This window comes from Diaphorobacter caeni (assembly GCF_015354245.1).
GTDB lineage: Bacteria > Pseudomonadota > Gammaproteobacteria > Burkholderiales > Burkholderiaceae_C > Diaphorobacter_A > Diaphorobacter_A caeni.
In genome coordinates, this window is sequence record NZ_JADKYZ010000009.1 from 245,491 (window position 1) to 262,263 (window position 16,773).

Sequence of the window (16,773 nt, forward strand, 5' to 3'; positions counted from 1 at the left end):
ACCTTGCCGAACGAGTCAATCAATCGCCGCGCAGTTTCTTCTTCTCTGCCGCACTGAGGGCCGCGAACTGTTCATCCGTCATGTCCTCAACACTGACCTGAGACTCCGCTGCACGGTTGCCGACACCAGCCGTTTGGAGTGACGGCGGCTGTTTCTGGGAATCAGCGGCACCACGCTTCACGGCTTCTGTGGAGCGAGTATCCGGCTTGCCTGCAGCACCCGGCAAGGCCCCAGCCGGGGGATTACCTGCGGCACCTGCAGCGGCGGGCGCGAACTTCGGCGCGATCTTGGCAACGGCCGAGCGCAAAGCGACGTGCGGAGCCTGACCGCGAGCAATGCCCGCGTCGCGCGCCGCCACGATCAGCTCGAGTGCGTCTGCACCCTCTTCTGTGTCGAGCCACGGATGCGCCTTCATGGTCTCGGCAACCTCACCCTTCAGCATCGCGGCCTGTGAACGCTGCTCGGCCTTCGCGTCCGCGCGGGCCTCGGCCTCAGCGACCAGGTTGTCGTTGATCTCGCGGCGGATCTTCGACGCCTTGGCGGCATCGCCTTCGATCAGCGCAGCGACGTATTCCTGCTCCTTGGCGTCAGGGTCGAACTGCGCCGCCGGTGCAGGTGCAGCGGCAGCAGCTGGTGCGGGAGCCTGCGACGGCGAGCGCGCTGCAGCCAACTCGCGGCGCAGCTGCTCGTTCTCGGACTCCAGCTCCTTCTTGCGCGTGTTGACTTCGTTGAAGCGGGCATGCGGCACGCTCTGCGATCCAGACTTGCTCGCGTCGGTACCATCGCCTTCGCCCGCGCCCTCCCCGGTAGCGCCCTGCTCAGCAGCGCCAGCACCGGATTCGAGCACGGCCTGCAGGTTCGCTGCGTTGACAGCAGGGTCGACGATGTCGCCGCGGTCTTCGGGCTCGGCCGCAGCTCCACCACCCGCTTGCGGGTCTTCCAACACCGCAGCGTCAGTGCCGCCGGTGTTGGAGCCATCATCGCCAGCGGGTGCGTGCAAACGAGAGAGCAGCATTTTCAGAATCGGGTTCATCTCAATGGTCCTTTCTTGGGTGGTTACTTCTTCTCGGACGGCTGCAGCGTCTGCAGGTCCTTGATCTTTGCGGCGGCCTTGGCCAGCGCGGCTTTGTGCCGCTTGGAATCGCGTTTGATTTCCTCCGCCTCAGCAAGCGTGCGCATGTCGCTCTCGGCGCGCCAATCGTGGTCGGGCTCGACCGCGCAGCAGGTATCTTTCTTGGCCATGATGGCTCCTATGGTTGGTTGAGATCGCGCACACCATCTGCGCGCTGGGTTTCGAGACCCGCATTCAGGCCCTGCGCCGGACTGGCGGGTGTGAGCGGGTCGGTACTGGTCGGCATGTCGACCGGCGGAATGCTGGCTTCCGGTGCCAGGCCCTGCGGAACAATGGGGCCCGCGTTCTGGTCCTCGAACCCGGCCGAGCCGAGCATGTAGTCGGACATCTGGGCAGTGCCTGGAATCTGCATGAGCACCTGCGCGGCCTGCGAGGAGCTGTACATCGTCGTCATGCGCTCGTTCACGGTGCGCGAGCGTGTCAGCTCGGTGTCGGCTTGAATGTTCTCGATATCTGCATCAGCCTTGCGCGCCTGAGCGGCCAACAGGTCAGCCTTCGCCTGCAGCGTCGGGTCGGCGGGCGGCTGCTCACCCTGCATGCTGTCGATGATTTCACCCTTGTCAGCCAGATTCGAATACCGCAGGACCGTGGCGTCAGGAATGCGGATGCCCTTCTCACGCATCTCGAGAGCCTGGGTGAACTGGCTGTTCTCGAACGTGATCTGCATCGGCTGCTCGGTGATCACCACGTCGTAGGCTCCGACCGTCACGTCGTAGAGGTAGGCGCCGGTGCTGGGATCGAACTTGTTGATCTCCATGACCTGCTCGACTTCCTTGCCGGTGCGCGGGTCGGTCTCGGTGATGCGGAACACGCGGTAGCTGTCGTAGTAGCGCTGCATCAGCTTGAGCATGCGCACGGCCAGCAGGCGGCGCGTGTAGGCCAGGTTGTCGAGCGGCACGGCGAGCTGCTGCTGGCTTGCGAACTGCTTGGACTGGATGGCCACGCCGGCCTCGTTCGCGCCGCCCATGCCGCGCATGGCCTCGGGCACGGTCACGTCCTTGAGCGCCTTGTCGGCGCGGTCGATCAGCTTGTCGACGCCGGTTGGCACCGGGTTGGGCTGAATCTTCTTGGGTGGCGTGGAACCATTCTTGAACTCGAGCACGAGGCCGGTCCGCGCGCCGTCGCTCTCCAGATCCTCGGTGTCCATGTTGGTCAGCGAGTTTTCTTCGACGATCCAGCCTGAGTTCGCAGCCGTGTTGACGATGTGGATGTACTGGCTGACAGCCTTGTTGAGCGCCTCCTGCGGCCCGATGGCGTCATCCACCATGCCGCGCGTCTTGCCGCGACGAAAATAGGCGAAGTACGGCACGATGGTGAAGTGCTCGTATGGGCTGTAGTCGTCGAACAGCACCTGCGTGAACGTCGTGACCAGCCACTGCACGCGGCGCTTCATGCGCTTGGCGCGCACCGCGCCCTTCGAGAGCGCATCAGCGATCGAGTCGGCTGCGAGGTTGGCCTCGACCTGCACGTCTCCGGACTCCGGGAACACGATGCACGAGGTCATCTCGAACACGAATCGCTGGCGGTCGATGATGCGGTACCGGGCCAGGCCGTCACCGTCTTTCTCGGTTCGGTACGCATCGGCGAGACCTTGCAGACCGTCCGCGCCGAAGCTGTTGCGCCGGGTTTCCGCGTCCTCTTCGCCGAAGTCACTGCCGGCGTCGTTGCTGTCCTCGGCCGCCTTGCGCGCCTTCTTGCCGTAGCGCTGCTCGATCTCGTCCAACGTCAGGTAGCGGGTGACGATGACATCGCCCCACCCGTCCGGGTCATAAGACTTGGCGTCCGGATCGGGCACCACGTCGCGCGGATCGAGTGTGCCGATGCTGATCTCGCCCTTGATGTTGTTGTCGAAGGACACGCGCAGGTCGTAGTACCCGCGCTGCTCGATCAGGCCGTCGCCAAACACCTGCGTCTCCAGCCAATGGAACTGGTTGGAGCGGCAGACCTGCATCGCCACCTTCGAGAGGATGGTGGCCGTCTGCATGTCGCCGTCACCGCTCGCCGGTTTGTAGGCGATGTCCATGCGGTTGTTGATCTGGTAGCCGATGGCGCTGTTCACCGACGGCTTCACCTCGTTGAATTCGTAGGCTGGGCGGCCCTGCTCATCCAGAATGGCACGGTCTTCCGGCAGCCACTGCTCACCACCGCCGAGATACATTCCCTCGCAGCGCGCGGCCTGCATCATGTAGCGCAGGTGCCCGCGGTCCTTGCCGTACTGGTACCGGGCCCAGTTGTCTTGTGCCTTGGGGTCCATGGTTTATGCGGCCTGAGCCGATCCTCGTTTCTTCTTGGACAGGAGCTTTTCGCGCCAGGTCTTGTCCTTGGGTTTGGTCTTGGGTTTCGGCAGGTCCGCCACGAACGTCATGGCCACGCTGTCGCCCTTGTCGGGCGAGCGCCCGAGCACGTCGCGGATATCGTCCTTGCTGCTGATCTGGATGGCGGAGCCCTTTCCGGTCACCACTACCTTCCAGCGCGGCGCCGTGAGGTCACCCAGCAGGTCCGTGTCCGGCGGCAACGCAAGCGGTTGGGTGGCGGTCGGATCGAGCGCCTCACGCAGGCGCCAGTACATCTCGGCGCGCTTGTTGCGAAAGCGCAGTTGTCCGGCCATGTCCATCAGGCTGCTCGAGGCCGAGCCCACAACGGCATGCACGTTCAGGTTGAGGCCGACGAGAAAGTCGAGCGCGCTGGAGCCGATCCCGATGCTGTCGATGGCAATGGGAGCGCCGTCCCGCACCAGTGGCGTGACGAACCCTGCAGCGGATGGGCCGTCCTTGATGACTGCACCCGGTGCCGTGATCACTTCGTCGAACCAGCTGCCGTGGCGTCTCGCTGCCGACGACTTGTCGATGCCACCGCGCGACGGGTCGAAGCCGAGTGCCGTCATCGGCCCTTTTTCCTCGCGCGGCTTCCAGCGTGCCTGCGCCGCCTTCACCCACTCGGTCGGGATCAGCTGCCACACTGGATCCGTGCGGCCAGCCTGAAAGTCGCCCTTCAGCATCTGCGAGCGAAGGGGCTCGGGCAACGCCTGCAGGGTGGCCTTGTAGCCGGTGACCTGCAGAAACAGGTTGTCGTCGACGTTGGAGCTGATGAAGGTGCGGCTCTTCGGCTTTACGAACTCCCCGCCGACCTTGACAGGGTCCGGCCCCGGCACTTCCTGATCCTCGCCCTTCTCGTTCGTGACATACCAACGCAGCTCGCCGGGCTTCGCAGGGTTGGGATGCATTGGATCAAGCCACGCCGCCCAGTACCGAATGACCCACTCGCCCTCGGCATTGGTGGGTGGATTGCCCGCGCAGATCACGCGCTGGCGCACATTGGGGTTGTCCGTGCGCATCCAGCCGATGAGGGTTCGGAACTGCAGCTCGGCGAAGTGACAGATCTCGTCGAAGCCCTTCAGGTCGTGCGGGCGGCCCTGGTACTTCATCCAGTCGTCGGGTTCCTTCACGCTGCCCAGCTCCAGCACGCGATCCTCAGGCAAGCGCCACACGCCGCTCTGGCTGTTGTAGCCCTTGCGCGTGCCGAGGATCTTGGTCATCCGCTCTTCCAGGCCCACCAGCTGCACGGATTCTCGGCGGAAGATGATGCTGTGCTCGTGCTGGGTGAGTGCGGCACCGAGCAGCAGGTCGGTCTTTCCGCCCCCGGCCGAGCCACCATAGAAAACGATGTCGGCCAGCGACTCAAGCGCCGCAAGCTGGGGGCCGACCTGCGGCATCCAGATGGGCAAGCCTTCCGTGAGCAGTTCGTCGAGTTCTGCACGCTCCTCGGGTGTCAGGTGCTGCACCAGCTTCAGCAGCTCGCCGGGCGTGAGATCGTCAGGCCGCATCATCGGCAGCCTTTCGGGCCTTGGCGATCAGCACCGCCATGCGGCTGGCGCGCTGCGCGTCGGTGAGAGACGATGTGCCAGCGGCGGCGGCGGCGGAATCCTCCGGCTCATCCAAACCGAAAGCGACACGTTCAGCGGCCTGCAGGCGCGCCATGGCTTGGCCAGCACGCTGCGCGGTCAGCACCAGCTCGCCGAGGGGGAGTCGTTTGGCTTGGTCCGTCTCGCCCGCGGCGGTTTCGAGTTGGCCGACGAGACCCATTGTCAGGGCCGACAGCTTGGCGATGTCGCGGCGGTGGCCGAGAACCACCTGCTTGTTCGTCTCGGCAGCGGCGAGCACTGCGTTGATGGTTGCATTGCCACCTTTGGCAACCCGCGTCGCAACCTCTTCGGCAACTTTTTCGGCAACCTGCTCAGCGATCAGCTTGGCCTTCGTGGCGCGGCGGACTTCGTTGCTCAGATCCTTTTGCCACTTCTGGACCTTGGCGCGCTTGCTGATCGCCTGCCGGGAAATGACGTTGCCATGCTTGTCGGCCAGTTCCTGATCGCTGAACTGGCCGGTGCGGTAGTCGCGCTCGATGGCTTCCCAGTCAGCACGGCGCCGCACCGGGGCGGGAGCCCCGCCCGCGCCTGGCGATTCTGCTGGGGGTTGAGATTCGTGAACCATGCCGGAGATGATTCCGGCATTTGATATATATAACCATCCTTAGAGGGGTGTTCTAATGCCGTTCCGAAATCGAGAGCAATGACCATGAATCTAACTCACCCTGCAAACCGCCGAAGTCGGATCGCTCTTCAATGCGGCGTCCTGACCATCTCCATCTTGCTCGCTTTTGCATGGCTTCTGGGAGTTAAGGTGGTCGATTTGTTTACGGGTGCAATGTCTGGGTTAGGTGCGATAGGAGCGCTCATGGCGGCATATGAATCGGCCGATGCTGCCAGAGATGCTGCGCAAGCTGCGATACTTTCTGCTGAAGCGACCGTTACCACCGCCGACGCAGCAGTTCGTGCCAATAAATTGGCAGAAAAGCAAGCCATCCCTCATCTGGTCCTGTCAGTAACGCGTATCTGGGCCTACTATTACGACGAGCATGGACGTCCGTGCGAGTCAGATTACTTGCTCGGTTCTGTTGCAATAGACAATATAGGCAGCATTTATACAACGCTCAATTCGATCACTGTCTATATCTACAGAGATGACGGAAAACATAAGTACTTTAGCTTTGTCGGCAGAGAGCCGCTGCACACGAACAAAGACACAACAATAGATATCTACACCACCCCCCGGGATTTACATCGCCTCTCTCAAATCAAAGGTTATGGAATAGAGGCCACCACAGTTCATGAAATGCAGCATAACGCCATTGGCTGGGTGACAGAGGGTGGAGACAACCTTGTGTCGAAGCAGTTGGGCTGCAACCCATTGCCCGACAAGCTGCCTGTCTGGAAGCCTGAATTTATACGATCAGACTCATCTGTGCCGACTTCCTCAACTCCCGGATCTCCTGCGCCTGCTGCTGCGCCACCCGTTCCAAATCGCTCACCCGATCCGTCATCGCCCGCTTCTGCGTCATAACCTCGGCCAACAACGCCCCCATGTCATGCTGCGTCTGCAGCTGCGCGTACTGGACCAGATTGCCGCGCAGGCGCATGGCGATGATCTGCGCCTCGCGCGGCCAGACCTTGAGCACCTGATCCCCGACCTCGATCACCGTCATGCCGTCTGGCGTGTCGGAGAACATGACGGTGCGCGGCTCCGGCATCGGATCGACGAGTTCATACACGCCGTCGACAACGCGCCGCAGGCGGCCGTCCTCAATCCATCGGCTGACGTGGTCGTCGATCTTCGTGTAGGTCAGGCCGGTCAACTCCATGAGGCGCTGACGGCTGATGGCCTGGCTGTTGGCGCGCATGCCCAGGATGGCATCCCAGATGATCTGACTGGTGGCGCTGGTGGTTTGCGTGGTGGTATTCATCATCAATTCCCCGTAAACTGTGAGTGCTCAGGTCACAGACCGGGTGAGGCCACCTTCGGGTGGCTTTGCCTTTTTCAGGGTGGCTTTTTCCTCAGGCTCAGCAGGCGCTGGTGCTCCGCCTTCACTTCCCGGTGCCCGGCTTCCCAGTCCTCGCCCAGCAGGGTGACAATCGCCGCGCGATAGGCTGGCGTGGATTTACCGCTTTGCTTGGACTTGAAGAATTCGAGACCGTTGGCCAACGCGCGCACGCTGCAGCCCCGGCACCCAGCCATGTACCCCGGCCAGTTCGCGGACGTTGCAGCAGCTATGCAGTCTGGGCATTTCATCGCGCCCCACCCAGCAGGCCAGCGAACGGATTGGCTCCCGCCGCCCAAGCCGTCCCGCGCTTGATGTTGTTGATCGTGGATCGAGAGACCCCGTACCGCTTGGCCAGCACCGGCCCGGACTCGGCACTGATCGCGATTTCGCGCGCGACGGTCACGGATCCGATCCGAGAGCTTGCGCGACGTGTTTGCGTGAGTTTGGCGATGCGGATCTGCTTCACGGCACCAGCGTTTGAGGTGCGCGCCATTGCCGACATGTGGTGCCGAAAGCTGAGCTGCACGATGTGCTTGGGCTCCACGCAGCTGGAATTTCCGCAGTTGCAGGGCACGAATGCGGCTGCCGAGCAGTCAATGCCGGCCAGCGTCAGCAGCAGGCGGCGCACCGGCACCATCTTGCCGCCGTGGTGCACCTGCGGAACGCCGTTGGCCAGATAGCCGGTCCAGAGGCGGCAACTGCCCTCTTCCACGGTGCGCGCCAGAAGAGATTGGATGGTGTGAATTTTCGGTGCTTTGCTCATCGTTCGAAGGTCTTCATGAAAGAGTCCATGCAGTCCCAGCGCTGCTGTGCGGACAACTCGGGCCAGAGCGCGACATGCGCGCGCTCTGTCCAGAGGAACGCGTCGACGGCTCTGTGAAGCTCGGAGAATTCGACCTCGTCAAGGCTGTCGAAGTCGATGCTGCGAGGGATTGCATTGGGTGTGCCGTCCACACCTGGCACGAAGTCGGCATATCCGGCGCCCATCACCACCCAGTGCCGCAGGTGGTCCATCACCTGAAAGGCCTCGGTGCGCCGGAGCAGCTCCTGCAGCTTGGCGAAGAACAGCCGGTGATGGCGCGGACTGCGGGCCAGACGGTAGGAGAACGTCAGGGTCTGGCCGACGGGAAGATCCAGCACCAGCTTTCGCCACTTGGCGTATGCACGCTGGCCAGCCGGGTCGAGCCCGCACAGCTTGCCCTGCCTGTCCTTGGTGATCACGACTTTGCTCATGCGCGTCGCTCCTCTGATTCGGTCAAGACGCTGTCGCAGGACCGGCACTTGGCCCTGCCGCTGTCGGCGTAGATCGTGACGTTCTGCTCGCCAGCGCGATACACGTTGCCGCAACCCGGGCACGTGAAAACAGAGCGCCCGCGTGGAGTGCGCAATGCCTTCTGCTCAGTCCATGCATCGCGCAGCTGCTCACGCATCCGGTGGTTCTCTGCCTCGAGTTCGCGAGCCAGCGGCGCCAGCTCTTGGTGTACGGCCTCGAAGTACTTGGCCAAGTCGCGCGGGCCCGAGCCGGGGTGCTCAGCCATCACGCGTTGGATCAGCTGGTCGACGGTTTCGCGGCTCATGCTCGTGCCCATCGATTGAATGCCCGGCGCACCAAGTAGCCGCGCACGATGCTGGCAACGGTGAAGATGCCGGTGATCTGCAGGTTCTGGCCGAGCGTCACCGCGTGTCCGTAGGCGGGAAGCACGTAGGCAGTCAGGATCAGCGACACCACGAAGCCGATGGCGATGCTGATGCAGGTCTCGGCAAGCGACGAGAGGCGCGATTGGCTCATGCCAGCTCCAATGTGGCTTGCGCCACTACGGGGGCCGCTGCCAGGCTGATGCGCACCACCAACTTCCCGCCCTCGACCGGCTCGCCGCGCGTGGCAGTGATCGAGCGCACCCACTTGTCATCCTCCATGACGATGCCCTTGAGCGCGTCGAGCAACACCTTCTGGGCGTTGTCGAGGTCGATGCACTGCACGGTGTCCTCCCACCCTGCCGGATCGCGCTTCATGCGGCGCAGATAGTCCTGCGGGCGGTGCGGGTGCAGCGTGTAGGCGATGGCCACGCGGCCAAGGAGCGGAGCCCGCACCCCCGCTGCGCGCGCCAGCCAGCCCACGTGTTCCTTGAACTCCTTGGCTTCCTTGCTGACGTATTGGGTCGCCTGCATGCGACCACCGACGTTCATGACGCGATGCTTCCAGTAGCGGTTCGCGCTGATCGGGTATGGCAGGGTGAGCTCGATCATGATCAGCGCTCGTCCGATTCCAGTGAAGCCGCCTGCTGCTGCTCGTCGTCCTGCTCGCTGGCGGCCTTGATGAACAGGTCCTCGGCGGTCGGCTCATCCTCGTCGTCGCCAAAGGGGAATGGGTTTTCCTGCTCCTCGTCCTCTTCGGAATCGCTTTGCTGCGAGACCACCGGCGGGATCAGCGTGATCGCGATCAGGTCTTGCTCAAGCAGTGCCAGCTTGCCGCAGGTTTCCTGGTCCAGCCGGTCGCCGGCGTACTGCACCTGCCAGCTCAGCAGAACCGTGCCGCCCTCCTTCGTATCGATCGCGCGCTTGACCACCTTGCAGCAGTCGAATGCCATGTTGCTGGTGTCGTCGCCCAGACCGTACTCGATGCGCAGCTCGAAGCCCGCGAGCTTGTTCTTCTTGTCGTCCAGGCCGAACTTGCCGCCGTTCAGGCGCGGAAAGCGCAGATTGGGAGTGGTGGCGGGCACGCCTTCGATCTCGGCTTGGCCAGACGATGTGTCGGCGTTCCAGTACAGCGCCTCGCGCAGGCCCGGCACGATGATGTCCAGCTGCGTGTTGGGCACGTTGACCGACATGGTCAGGTCGACCGCCTGAACGTGATCATCGCCGTGATGTTCCTTGCGGAAATTCACGCTGGTCAGTGTCACATCGGTGGGGTTGCGGAAAGCGAACTCGGAAACGGGTGCGGTCATTTCAATGGTCCTCAGTGGTTGGGGTTGGGTTGGGGTGAAAAGGGTCAGAGTTCTTTCGTGCGCTGCACGCGCACCTGACTGGTGGGCGCAGGCTCGTGGGCCGGCCAGTCGCAGAACCGTGTCTGCGTGCCGTGGTACATGAGATCGAGGTAGCCGGGTTCGCCGTCGCGCAGCTTGGCCACCGACGCCTTCGCGTAGTTCTGCCACTCGCTACCGAGATCCGGCTTGGCCTTGATCGGGCGGTGCACGAAGATCACGATGTCGGCGTCCTGCTCGATCGAGCCGGAGTCGCGCAGGTCGGACAGCACCGGCATCTGATCGATGCGTTCCTCCACCTTGCGGTTGAGCTGCGCGAGCAGCAGGATCGGGCAGCCCAGCTCCTTGGCCAGGCTCTTGAGGCCGGTGGTCGCCTCCTCGAGCTGGTAGGCGCGGGACTGCTTGGAGTCGGTGCCGGACATGAGGCCGAGGTAGTCCACCACCAGCACGCCCAGCTTGCCGCGGCGGCGGCGCAGCGCTCGGGCCGATGCGCGCAGCTGGTTGATGTTCAGGCCGCTGCGGTCGTTGATCGAGATCGGTGCGCGCGAGATCTGGTCGGCGGCTTCGGTGAGGTACGGCCAGTCTTCGTCGGTCAGGCGCTCGCCGCGCTTGATGCGGCCAAGGTGGATCTGCGAGACCAGCGCCATGAGGCGCGCGAACACCTGACGCTTGGGCATCTCCATCGAAAACACGCCGATGGGCAGGCTCTGCGACAGCGCGATGTGCGCGGCAATCGACAGTCCCAATGCGCTCTTGCCCATGCCCGGGCGGGCGCCGATCACCACGAGCTCGCCCTCACGCAGGCCGCCGTCAAGGCGCGCATCCAGATCGGCCAGGCCGGTGGGCGTGAAGTCTGGAACGGCTGTGCCACTGGCCTGCTCGTTGATGCGGTCGATCAGCACCTGCATGCCCTCGGCGGCTTCCTGCCAGTCATCATCCGCGCCGCGGCTGTCGAACAGCGAAGTCACCTTCGACGTGGCGGCCTCGAGCGTCTCGTCAAACGTGGCCTTGCGATTCTGTGCAATCTCGATGATCTCGCCGCCCGCAGCCATGAGCGTGCGGCGCAGCGCCAATTCGCGCACCGTTTCCGCATAGCGGCGGATGTTGCCCGCGCTCGGCACATACTGCGTCAGCGCGTGCAGGTACTCCATGCCCCCGGCCGCGTCGATGCTGCCGTGACGCCGCAGCTCCTCGGACACCGTGATGACGTCCGCGGGCTTGCAGGCGTTGATCAGCGCCGCAGCGGCACCGAAGATGAGCTGGTGCGCGAGACGCGAGAAATCGCTCACCACCAGCAGGTCACCGACGCGATCCCAGTGGCTGTTGTCCAGCAGCAGGCCGCCGAGCAGCGATGATTCCGCAGGCACGCTGGCGATGTCCGCCGAAGCGACGGTGCCGGGCTCTTCGAAGTCGATCATGCCGCCACCTCCGTGCGCTCGATGACGTGCCGCAAGCCGCGTTCCGTGATCAGAAAATCGAGATCGCATTTCCAGTTCTGGTGCTCGGCACTGCGCGCGCCGCGGCCCATCAGGAAGTCGTTGTGCGTGGCCAACTCGAAGTATTCGCGGATCCAGGCGAGCGCCTCATCGGCGGTGGTAGCCCGACGCGCACCGCTCGGCTTCTTGCTGCGCAGGATCCAGTCCCACCACTTTTTCATCGCCTTTTTGCGACTGTCGCTGACCAGCTTCACTGCCGGCAAGTTCGGCAAAACGTCGTGGTAGATCGCAACGATTTCATCGAACTCGCATTTCGGCACGGCGGCGGTCGGCGGCTTGGCCGCTGACGAAGCCGTAGGCTCTTTATCCTGCTCTTGTTCTTTCTCCTGTTCTTGCTCTTGTTCTTGTTCTTGGCTTCGAAGGGCCTTGCAAGGGGCTTGGGTAGCCCCTTCTTCACCCCTTCGATATTCAAGGTGAAATGCCGCCGCGTATCGGTCGAAGAACGCCCCCAGAAACGGGTTCTCGGAGAGCGCGTCGTAGTCCCTTTGAACCCCCTTCGTACGCAGGTCGTTGGCCTTGAGTTCAGGGGCAATCTGGTAGCTGGCCATCTCGTGCACCCAAACGAACTCTGATTCGGCGTCATAGGAGCAAAACCCGGCATCAATGCAGCTTTGAAGCCCCTTCGAAGCCCCTTCTTCACCAAGACCCGTCTCGTAGGCCATGTAGAGAATCGGCTGCGCGAACAGACCAAGCATGTTGGAGCTGGGCGAGGTCATCAGGTACATGGCCACAATAAGCCCCTCCGGAGACTTGCGAAGGGTCTTGAAGGTCTTGCCGTGCCACATGCGCGGGACCGCTTTTGCGTAATCACGCATGAGGCAGTCCTTTCTCTGCAGCGATACGTGCCTGCATCTCAAGGGACCGCCCCTTGATCAATTCGTACATGCGATCCTGGTGTCGGCGGGCTTCATATTCCTCGTGCTCGTCCTTTGTGGTGCTCCAGAGAGACATGTGCAGATGCATCCCTTCAATTTGGATGAGCAGCTCACGGTGAGCGTCGGAAATCGGTAGTGGAATGGCTGCTTCGCCAAAGTCCACAACGAAGACTTGCGTCAACTCCGAGCCTTGTTCGCCGGCGCGCCTAACGATGGCAGTTTCAACGGATGCACGCATCACACCACCTCGAGCGCCGCGTGGTACGCGTCGTAGAACACCTGCCACTGGTGCGTGCCGGGCTCATAGTGATTGGCTTCGTCGTGCGGGACGGCGTCAGCTGCGGCGGTCTGCGCGATCACGCACAGGGCTTCGTTGGTCAGTGGTCGGATGTCGTTCATTTTTTGTTGGCTTTCAGTTGCGAGGTCACGGCCGCCAGCTCTTCCGCGAGGCGTTCGACCTTGTTAAGCAGGCGCGCTTCACGCGCCTCCGGGCTGTCCATGTACTTGGCGCACAGGTACTCGATGACGGCTGGCGCGTCACCTGTGGATTGAAGGAAGGCCTCAAGGTCATCGAGGTTGAAACGTTGGGTGTCACCCTCGGCAGGATTGAGCTTCCGGCTCAAAGTCGAAGGGTTCAGGTCCATGTCGGCCGCGATCACCTTGGCGCTCTTGGCCAGGGTTGGTGTGCGATGCGCGATGTAGCTGCGCAGCGTCGGCCAGCGTTCAGGCAGGGACGGCTCGAAGCTGAAGGTCATCTGAGTTGGGGCGACAGTCGTCATGCTTCGCATACCTTTCCGACGCGCCGCACTTGAGAGATATCAAGCGATGTCAAGTCGTCATGGCATCTGTTGCCATATCCCAAGCAGGCAAAAAAATTAAATTTCGTCGAATGGAAATCAACGAAACCCACGAAAGAAAAGCGCCCAGACCCGAAGGCCCGGGCAAAAGCTGCAGCGCCGACTACAACGCTGCGAGCGAGGGGTACGAATGGGACGACTGGGTGCTGGTCGTGACCACGCGGCGATGCGTGGCGTGGCGAGACCGTGCAGACGAAGGAGCGATCAGGCATGCGTGCACTCCTCGCGTTGTGGCGCGGGTGTCGGTCGAAATGCACGCAGTGCTTCTCGCAAAGCCTCGTTCGTCGGAAGAGCGATGACAGCGCCGCCGGAAAGATTCGGCCACGGCGTGCGCGGCAGAACAGCCGAGCCCTCCGGCTCGCTCGGATCGGGGCGCCTGAGCTGCTGGTCAGCCATGGGTGACCTCCGCGCAAAAGGTGCCCGCTACCTCCCGGGGCACAATGGCTGTTCCCCAACAACCAACCCCGAGAGGAGCGGACATGACGCAAGAACTGATCGATTCGCTGGATGGACGTGTGCAGGCCTTGTCGATGGCATTGGCTTCAATCATCAGAACACTCCCATCCGTCAACGCTGCGCAGGCCGCATTGCACTTGAAGGTCGACCACGAAGAATTGCTGAAAGAAGAACAGCAAGACCCACTCCCAGAACACAACAAGCGCTCGCGCGACGTGATCGTGAATGGGTACTTGGAATTGCTCTCTGCTCAATCTTCAGCACAGCGCTTCTAAGCTGTTTGCTTAGACGTACGTCGGCTTCATTGAGGTGCGTCGTGGATGACTTCGAGTCAGCCATGACTCGCCTCCTCTTCCGTGGGCTCAGTTTGAGTGAGCTTGGGCAACGAGGCGGAGCCATAGACGTGATCAAACCCAATCACAAGGCCGAGGGTCCCTGCGAAATCAATCAGACGCCGAGCCATTTCTGATGGCATCGCCTGACCACGCTCGTAATGACCTACGTTTGCTTGCGTGCAGCCAAGGCCGTCGGCCATCGCCTGCTGCGTGATGCCGAGACGCACTCGGATGACTTTTAGGTTGTGCATGCGCAATTATTAGTTGCGCTTGTTTTTATGTCAATACCGCCGCTTGTTGCTGGAGCTGCACTTGTTTATTAGTCTCGCTAGTTATGAATGATCCAAAGCGTGCTGTTCTGACTGATGAGAATCGCGAGGAGTCCAAGCGCCTTCGAGCAATTTGGGACGAACGCCATCCCCGTCTCAGTCAGGCCGAATTTGGCGAAATGTATGAAATCGGAAGCCAGGCTGCAGTAGGTCACTTCCTCAATGGACACTCCGCCATCAGCTTGAAGGCTGCCAAAGGTTTCGCGCGAGGTCTGGGTTGTGACATTGCTTCGTTCAGCGAGCGCCTTGCTCGCCAAGCATCGGAAATCGCCTCGTTTACTCAATCCATAGCCCCGGCTCCAGTTGGTGTTCCTGTCTCACCTCGTGATCATCCACCCGAGGGATATGTGCGCTTGGAACATCTATCTCCACGACCTTCAATGGGGCCAGGGAACGCCGTAGGCGAGCCGATCCACATCGTCCGCCACTTGGACGTCTTGGAAAGCTGGGTTCGCCAAAAAGTAGGCAGTGCAGATTACGACCGAGTCAAGATTCTCACGGGTTGCGGACAGAGCATGCAGCCCACCATTCAGGACAACGATCTTGTTTTTGTCGACATCAGCGAAAGAACAATCGACATCCCGGGTATTTACGTGATTGACGTCCATGGGCGATTCCTTCTGAAACGCGCACTGATCCTGTCTGATGGAACTCTGGTGCTCAAGAGCGATAACCGTGATGAGTTCCCAGATGAGGAGCGCATTGACCTTCGCCGCTATGCCGACACCGTCAACGTCGCTGGTCGCGTCAAGGCATGGTGGACGCTCCGCCAAGGTTAGAACTCAGAAGACTCAGTGTTATCGAAAAAATTGGCGTTCAACGTGATCCCCAGCCTCCGAATCGAAAAGGTCGACTCCAGCGAATACCACGGCCGGATCCTCGACGGTCGGGAGCTGCTTGGCGAGGTCTACCAGCCGACCATCGCGGACGTGATCGGCGAGGCGGCCAAGCTCTACCAGCCCGCACCCCAGGCCTTCAACATCTACTACGGCCCAGTGAGTGTGGGCACGATCATTCGCGACCGCATGATGTACGACGCTGAGACCTATGCGCATCGGCTGGTGGTGCTGGAAGCACTGCTGGCCTGAATCGAGTCGTTGTGCCTGAAGTAGCGACGCCAATCGCCGATTTCAAAGATCTGATTTTGCAATGGGCACGCTGCAGAGATGAAGTGAAACGGGCATGGATTTTTGGGAGTTATGCCTACGGGACTCCATGCCCCGGCAGCGATCTAGACGTCGCAATAGAGATTTCGCCATCAGCGATCGATCACTGGGGAATTTTCACCTTCTGGATGCGTCATGGGTCGCGACTCGAAGAGGATCTAAGAAACCGGTTTCGAGCTCACTGGCCGATGCTGGAAGTGAATCTGGAGTTGTTCCATCGCTACTACGGGAAGATTGCCTATTCCGCCATTTGTCAGCGGCGGCTTGCACCTGTCTATAGGCAGCCAAAATCTCTGGATCGTTCGCGTAGCCAATAGGCAACTCGCCATTCTTAAGTTTGACTTCGAAGCTATGGAACCAGCCATGCCGCTCCACGCACACTCGAATGCGTGTAGAGCAGCTGAAGACTTTCACTGTCACCTTTGCCATGACGCTCATCGATAAACCTCTAGAATGTTGCGAAAAATACTGTACATACAAACAGTCTTTTGCGATACTCACCACTGTTTATTTATCCAGTTCAGGAGTGAGTCATGTCTTCAATCAGCGCCACACTTCGTGATGCCCCCAACAAGATGTCCGCCGAAGGAATCTCGGCGGCCGAGATGAAGTTCACCAACATCCTCGCCAAACAGTTCCACTCTTCAGACCAGATGGCGCGTGCGCACAAGGCCTACCAGGAAGCCGTCGAGGGTGACGTTGCGCTTTCCACCACGGCGCAGCAGCTTGCAAAGTCCTTCGCCGATGCATACGCGAAGGCAACCCAGATCGCCCTCGGCGGCTATCGCCCGACTGAAGAGACGCACTTCGACGTCCGCTTGGCCTAATTTTTTGTTTCTTCTTCGCAGCCCTCTTTGCCGCCCGTCGAGGCGGCTTTTTTTCGCCTCATGAGCGCTCGAAAAAACTTCACTCAAATAACAAGCGCCGCTATTGACTATTTAAACAAGCGCAACTAATAATACATCCAACGCAGCACACAGCGTTGGTCAACCAGAAATCCCTCCGGTTGGCCCCGAGCCCAACCAGGAGAAGGTTTCATGCAAAACGAAGTGGTGGAGAGAGCCGAGAGCGCCCAAGCGCCTCGCGTCGAACCGTCGTTCAACGACGACGACGTTTACGTCTTCGACGTGGAGACCTGCACGGTCATCGCCAGTTACGGCGCATCGAGTGCAACGGCTCAAGCTGCGCGGCGCCATGGCGTGCCGGTCAAGGCCGGCCAGTCTTGGGTGAAGGGCCGCACAGCCCGCTCGCTGGGGTTGCTGCAATGAGTGC

Annotated in this window: 25 protein-coding genes; 6 read left to right on the forward strand and 19 right to left on the reverse strand. The window is 61.5% G+C overall.

Annotated elements, in window-relative coordinates; all coding sequences use genetic code 11:
* Nucleotides 1–19 precede the first annotated feature (19 nt).
* From ISG32_RS21670 to ISG32_RS21755, 18 genes are all read right to left on the reverse strand, one after another.
* Nucleotides 20–1,033, reverse strand: a complete 1,014-nt coding sequence (locus ISG32_RS21670) for a hypothetical protein (protein ID WP_194773105.1) — start codon at nucleotides 1,031–1,033, stop codon at nucleotides 20–22.
* Between the two features lie 23 nt (nucleotides 1,034–1,056).
* Nucleotides 1,057–1,242, reverse strand: coding sequence for a hypothetical protein (locus tag ISG32_RS21675; RefSeq protein ID WP_194773106.1), 186 nt, complete (start codon nucleotides 1,240–1,242; stop codon nucleotides 1,057–1,059).
* 8 nt (nucleotides 1,243–1,250) lie between these two features.
* Complete coding sequence (locus ISG32_RS21680; protein WP_194773107.1) at nucleotides 1,251–3,386, reverse strand: portal protein; 2,136 nt, start codon at nucleotides 3,384–3,386, stop codon at nucleotides 1,251–1,253.
* 3 nt (nucleotides 3,387–3,389) lie between these two features.
* Nucleotides 3,390–4,958 (reverse strand): terminase, encoded by a 1,569-nt coding sequence (locus ISG32_RS21685; protein ID WP_228529997.1) that lies wholly within the window; start codon nucleotides 4,956–4,958, stop codon nucleotides 3,390–3,392.
* Nucleotides 4,945–5,619 carry a hypothetical protein gene (locus ISG32_RS21690; RefSeq protein ID WP_194773108.1) on the reverse strand — a complete coding sequence of 225 codons (675 nt, stop codon included), beginning with the start codon at nucleotides 5,617–5,619 and terminating at the stop codon, nucleotides 4,945–4,947. Before ISG32_RS21690 ends, ISG32_RS21685 begins: the two co-directional genes overlap by 14 nt.
* A 790-nt stretch (nucleotides 5,620–6,409) precedes the next feature.
* On the reverse strand, nucleotides 6,410–6,928 hold the full coding sequence (locus ISG32_RS21695) for a hypothetical protein (protein ID WP_194773109.1): 519 nt from the start codon (nucleotides 6,926–6,928) through the stop codon (nucleotides 6,410–6,412).
* Between the two features lie 74 nt (nucleotides 6,929–7,002).
* Entirely contained in the window at nucleotides 7,003–7,167 is a 165-nt protein-coding gene (locus ISG32_RS21700) for a hypothetical protein (protein ID WP_194773110.1), read from the reverse strand.
* A gap of 83 nt (nucleotides 7,168–7,250) precedes the next feature.
* Nucleotides 7,251–7,769 (reverse strand): hypothetical protein, encoded by a 519-nt coding sequence (locus tag ISG32_RS21705; protein ID WP_194773111.1) that lies wholly within the window; start codon nucleotides 7,767–7,769, stop codon nucleotides 7,251–7,253.
* The gene (locus ISG32_RS21710; RefSeq protein ID WP_194773112.1) at nucleotides 7,766–8,239 is read right to left on the reverse strand and encodes a DUF1367 family protein; all 474 of its coding nucleotides are present in this window, start codon (nucleotides 8,237–8,239) and stop codon (nucleotides 7,766–7,768) included. Before ISG32_RS21710 ends, ISG32_RS21705 begins: the two co-directional genes overlap by 4 nt.
* The gene (locus ISG32_RS21715) at nucleotides 8,236–8,583 is read right to left on the reverse strand and encodes a hypothetical protein (RefSeq protein ID WP_194773113.1); all 348 of its coding nucleotides are present in this window, start codon (nucleotides 8,581–8,583) and stop codon (nucleotides 8,236–8,238) included. The genes ISG32_RS21710 and ISG32_RS21715 overlap by 4 nt, the downstream gene beginning before the upstream one ends.
* Nucleotides 8,580–8,795, reverse strand: a complete 216-nt coding sequence (locus tag ISG32_RS21720) for a DUF7220 family protein (RefSeq protein ID WP_194773114.1) — start codon at nucleotides 8,793–8,795, stop codon at nucleotides 8,580–8,582. The genes ISG32_RS21715 and ISG32_RS21720 overlap by 4 nt, the downstream gene beginning before the upstream one ends.
* The gene (locus tag ISG32_RS21725) at nucleotides 8,792–9,253 is read right to left on the reverse strand and encodes a RusA family crossover junction endodeoxyribonuclease (RefSeq protein ID WP_194773115.1); all 462 of its coding nucleotides are present in this window, start codon (nucleotides 9,251–9,253) and stop codon (nucleotides 8,792–8,794) included. The genes ISG32_RS21720 and ISG32_RS21725 overlap by 4 nt, the downstream gene beginning before the upstream one ends.
* A gap of 2 nt (nucleotides 9,254–9,255) precedes the next feature.
* Complete coding sequence (locus ISG32_RS21730; protein ID WP_194773116.1) at nucleotides 9,256–9,951, reverse strand: hypothetical protein; 696 nt, start codon at nucleotides 9,949–9,951, stop codon at nucleotides 9,256–9,258.
* A gap of 44 nt (nucleotides 9,952–9,995) precedes the next feature.
* Nucleotides 9,996–11,405, reverse strand: coding sequence for a replicative DNA helicase (dnaB, locus tag ISG32_RS21735; RefSeq protein WP_194773117.1), 1,410 nt, complete (start codon nucleotides 11,403–11,405; stop codon nucleotides 9,996–9,998).
* Complete coding sequence (locus tag ISG32_RS21740; RefSeq protein ID WP_194773118.1) at nucleotides 11,402–12,298, reverse strand: DNA-binding protein; 897 nt, start codon at nucleotides 12,296–12,298, stop codon at nucleotides 11,402–11,404. The genes dnaB and ISG32_RS21740 overlap by 4 nt, the downstream gene beginning before the upstream one ends.
* Complete coding sequence (locus ISG32_RS21745; protein ID WP_194773119.1) at nucleotides 12,291–12,596, reverse strand: hypothetical protein; 306 nt, start codon at nucleotides 12,594–12,596, stop codon at nucleotides 12,291–12,293. Before ISG32_RS21745 ends, ISG32_RS21740 begins: the two co-directional genes overlap by 8 nt.
* Nucleotides 12,596–12,757, reverse strand: a complete 162-nt coding sequence (locus ISG32_RS21750) for a hypothetical protein (protein WP_194773120.1) — start codon at nucleotides 12,755–12,757, stop codon at nucleotides 12,596–12,598. The genes ISG32_RS21745 and ISG32_RS21750 overlap by 1 nt, the downstream gene beginning before the upstream one ends.
* Nucleotides 12,754–13,137 (reverse strand): hypothetical protein, encoded by a 384-nt coding sequence (locus ISG32_RS21755; protein ID WP_194773121.1) that lies wholly within the window; start codon nucleotides 13,135–13,137, stop codon nucleotides 12,754–12,756. The genes ISG32_RS21750 and ISG32_RS21755 overlap by 4 nt, the downstream gene beginning before the upstream one ends.
* A gap of 557 nt (nucleotides 13,138–13,694) precedes the next feature.
* On the opposite strand from ISG32_RS21755, the gene ISG32_RS21760 reads away from it, so the two are divergent.
* Nucleotides 13,695–13,946, forward strand: coding sequence for a hypothetical protein (locus ISG32_RS21760; protein ID WP_194773122.1), 252 nt, complete (start codon nucleotides 13,695–13,697; stop codon nucleotides 13,944–13,946).
* A gap of 56 nt (nucleotides 13,947–14,002) precedes the next feature.
* Here ISG32_RS21760 and ISG32_RS21765 read toward each other — a convergent pair whose 3' ends face one another.
* Entirely contained in the window at nucleotides 14,003–14,257 is a 255-nt protein-coding gene (locus tag ISG32_RS21765; protein ID WP_194773123.1) for a helix-turn-helix domain-containing protein, read from the reverse strand.
* Between the two features lie 83 nt (nucleotides 14,258–14,340).
* Here ISG32_RS21765 and ISG32_RS21770 point away from each other — a divergent pair, with 83 nt between their 5' ends.
* The 5 genes from ISG32_RS21770 (at nucleotide 14,341) to ISG32_RS21790 (ending at nucleotide 16,769) form a co-directional block, all read left to right on the forward strand.
* Nucleotides 14,341–15,114: a helix-turn-helix transcriptional regulator gene (locus ISG32_RS21770; RefSeq protein WP_194773124.1), complete on the forward strand. Its 774-nt coding sequence runs from the start codon at nucleotides 14,341–14,343 to the stop codon at nucleotides 15,112–15,114.
* A gap of 15 nt (nucleotides 15,115–15,129) precedes the next feature.
* Nucleotides 15,130–15,423: a hypothetical protein gene (locus ISG32_RS21775; RefSeq protein WP_194773125.1), complete on the forward strand. Its 294-nt coding sequence runs from the start codon at nucleotides 15,130–15,132 to the stop codon at nucleotides 15,421–15,423.
* An 11-nt stretch (nucleotides 15,424–15,434) separates the two neighbouring features.
* Nucleotides 15,435–15,818 carry a nucleotidyltransferase family protein gene (locus ISG32_RS27920; RefSeq protein WP_407645087.1) on the forward strand — a complete coding sequence of 128 codons (384 nt, stop codon included), beginning with the start codon at nucleotides 15,435–15,437 and terminating at the stop codon, nucleotides 15,816–15,818.
* 216 nt (nucleotides 15,819–16,034) lie between these two features.
* Nucleotides 16,035–16,328, forward strand: coding sequence for a hypothetical protein (locus tag ISG32_RS21785; protein WP_194773126.1), 294 nt, complete (start codon nucleotides 16,035–16,037; stop codon nucleotides 16,326–16,328).
* 210 nt (nucleotides 16,329–16,538) lie between these two features.
* Complete coding sequence (locus tag ISG32_RS21790; protein WP_194773127.1) at nucleotides 16,539–16,769, forward strand: hypothetical protein; 231 nt, start codon at nucleotides 16,539–16,541, stop codon at nucleotides 16,767–16,769.
* Nucleotides 16,770–16,773: the final 4 nt, after the last annotated feature.

Coding starts and splice junctions, on each gene's coding strand:
- ISG32_RS21670 (WP_194773105.1), bottom strand. CDS start 1,033: ATGAACCCGATTCTGAAAATGCTGCTCTCTCGTTTGCACGCACCCGCT.
- ISG32_RS21675 (WP_194773106.1), bottom strand. CDS start 1,242: ATGGCCAAGAAAGATACCTGCTGCGCGGTCGAGCCCGACCACGATTGG.
- ISG32_RS21680 (WP_194773107.1), bottom strand. CDS start 3,386: ATGGACCCCAAGGCACAAGACAACTGGGCCCGGTACCAGTACGGCAAG.
- ISG32_RS21685 (WP_228529997.1), bottom strand. CDS start 4,958: ATGATGCGGCCTGACGATCTCACGCCCGGCGAGCTGCTGAAGCTGGTG.
- ISG32_RS21690 (WP_194773108.1), bottom strand. CDS start 5,619: ATGGTTCACGAATCTCAACCCCCAGCAGAATCGCCAGGCGCGGGCGGG.
- ISG32_RS21695 (WP_194773109.1), bottom strand. CDS start 6,928: ATGAATACCACCACGCAAACCACCAGCGCCACCAGTCAGATCATCTGG.
- ISG32_RS21705 (WP_194773111.1), bottom strand. CDS start 7,769: ATGAGCAAAGCACCGAAAATTCACACCATCCAATCTCTTCTGGCGCGC.
- ISG32_RS21710 (WP_194773112.1), bottom strand. CDS start 8,239: ATGAGCAAAGTCGTGATCACCAAGGACAGGCAGGGCAAGCTGTGCGGG.
- ISG32_RS21715 (WP_194773113.1), bottom strand. CDS start 8,583: ATGAGCCGCGAAACCGTCGACCAGCTGATCCAACGCGTGATGGCTGAG.
- ISG32_RS21720 (WP_194773114.1), bottom strand. CDS start 8,795: ATGAGCCAATCGCGCCTCTCGTCGCTTGCCGAGACCTGCATCAGCATC.
- ISG32_RS21725 (WP_194773115.1), bottom strand. CDS start 9,253: ATGATCGAGCTCACCCTGCCATACCCGATCAGCGCGAACCGCTACTGG.
- ISG32_RS21730 (WP_194773116.1), bottom strand. CDS start 9,951: ATGACCGCACCCGTTTCCGAGTTCGCTTTCCGCAACCCCACCGATGTG.
- dnaB (WP_194773117.1), bottom strand. CDS start 11,405: ATGATCGACTTCGAAGAGCCCGGCACCGTCGCTTCGGCGGACATCGCC.
- ISG32_RS21740 (WP_194773118.1), bottom strand. CDS start 12,298: ATGCGTGATTACGCAAAAGCGGTCCCGCGCATGTGGCACGGCAAGACC.
- ISG32_RS21745 (WP_194773119.1), bottom strand. CDS start 12,596: ATGCGTGCATCCGTTGAAACTGCCATCGTTAGGCGCGCCGGCGAACAA.
- ISG32_RS21750 (WP_194773120.1), bottom strand. CDS start 12,757: ATGAACGACATCCGACCACTGACCAACGAAGCCCTGTGCGTGATCGCG.
- ISG32_RS21755 (WP_194773121.1), bottom strand. CDS start 13,137: ATGACGACTGTCGCCCCAACTCAGATGACCTTCAGCTTCGAGCCGTCC.
- ISG32_RS21760 (WP_194773122.1), top strand. CDS start 13,695: ATGACGCAAGAACTGATCGATTCGCTGGATGGACGTGTGCAGGCCTTG.
- ISG32_RS21765 (WP_194773123.1), bottom strand. CDS start 14,257: ATGCACAACCTAAAAGTCATCCGAGTGCGTCTCGGCATCACGCAGCAG.
- ISG32_RS21770 (WP_194773124.1), top strand. CDS start 14,341: ATGAATGATCCAAAGCGTGCTGTTCTGACTGATGAGAATCGCGAGGAG.
- ISG32_RS21785 (WP_194773126.1), top strand. CDS start 16,035: ATGTCTTCAATCAGCGCCACACTTCGTGATGCCCCCAACAAGATGTCC.
- ISG32_RS21790 (WP_194773127.1), top strand. CDS start 16,539: ATGCAAAACGAAGTGGTGGAGAGAGCCGAGAGCGCCCAAGCGCCTCGC.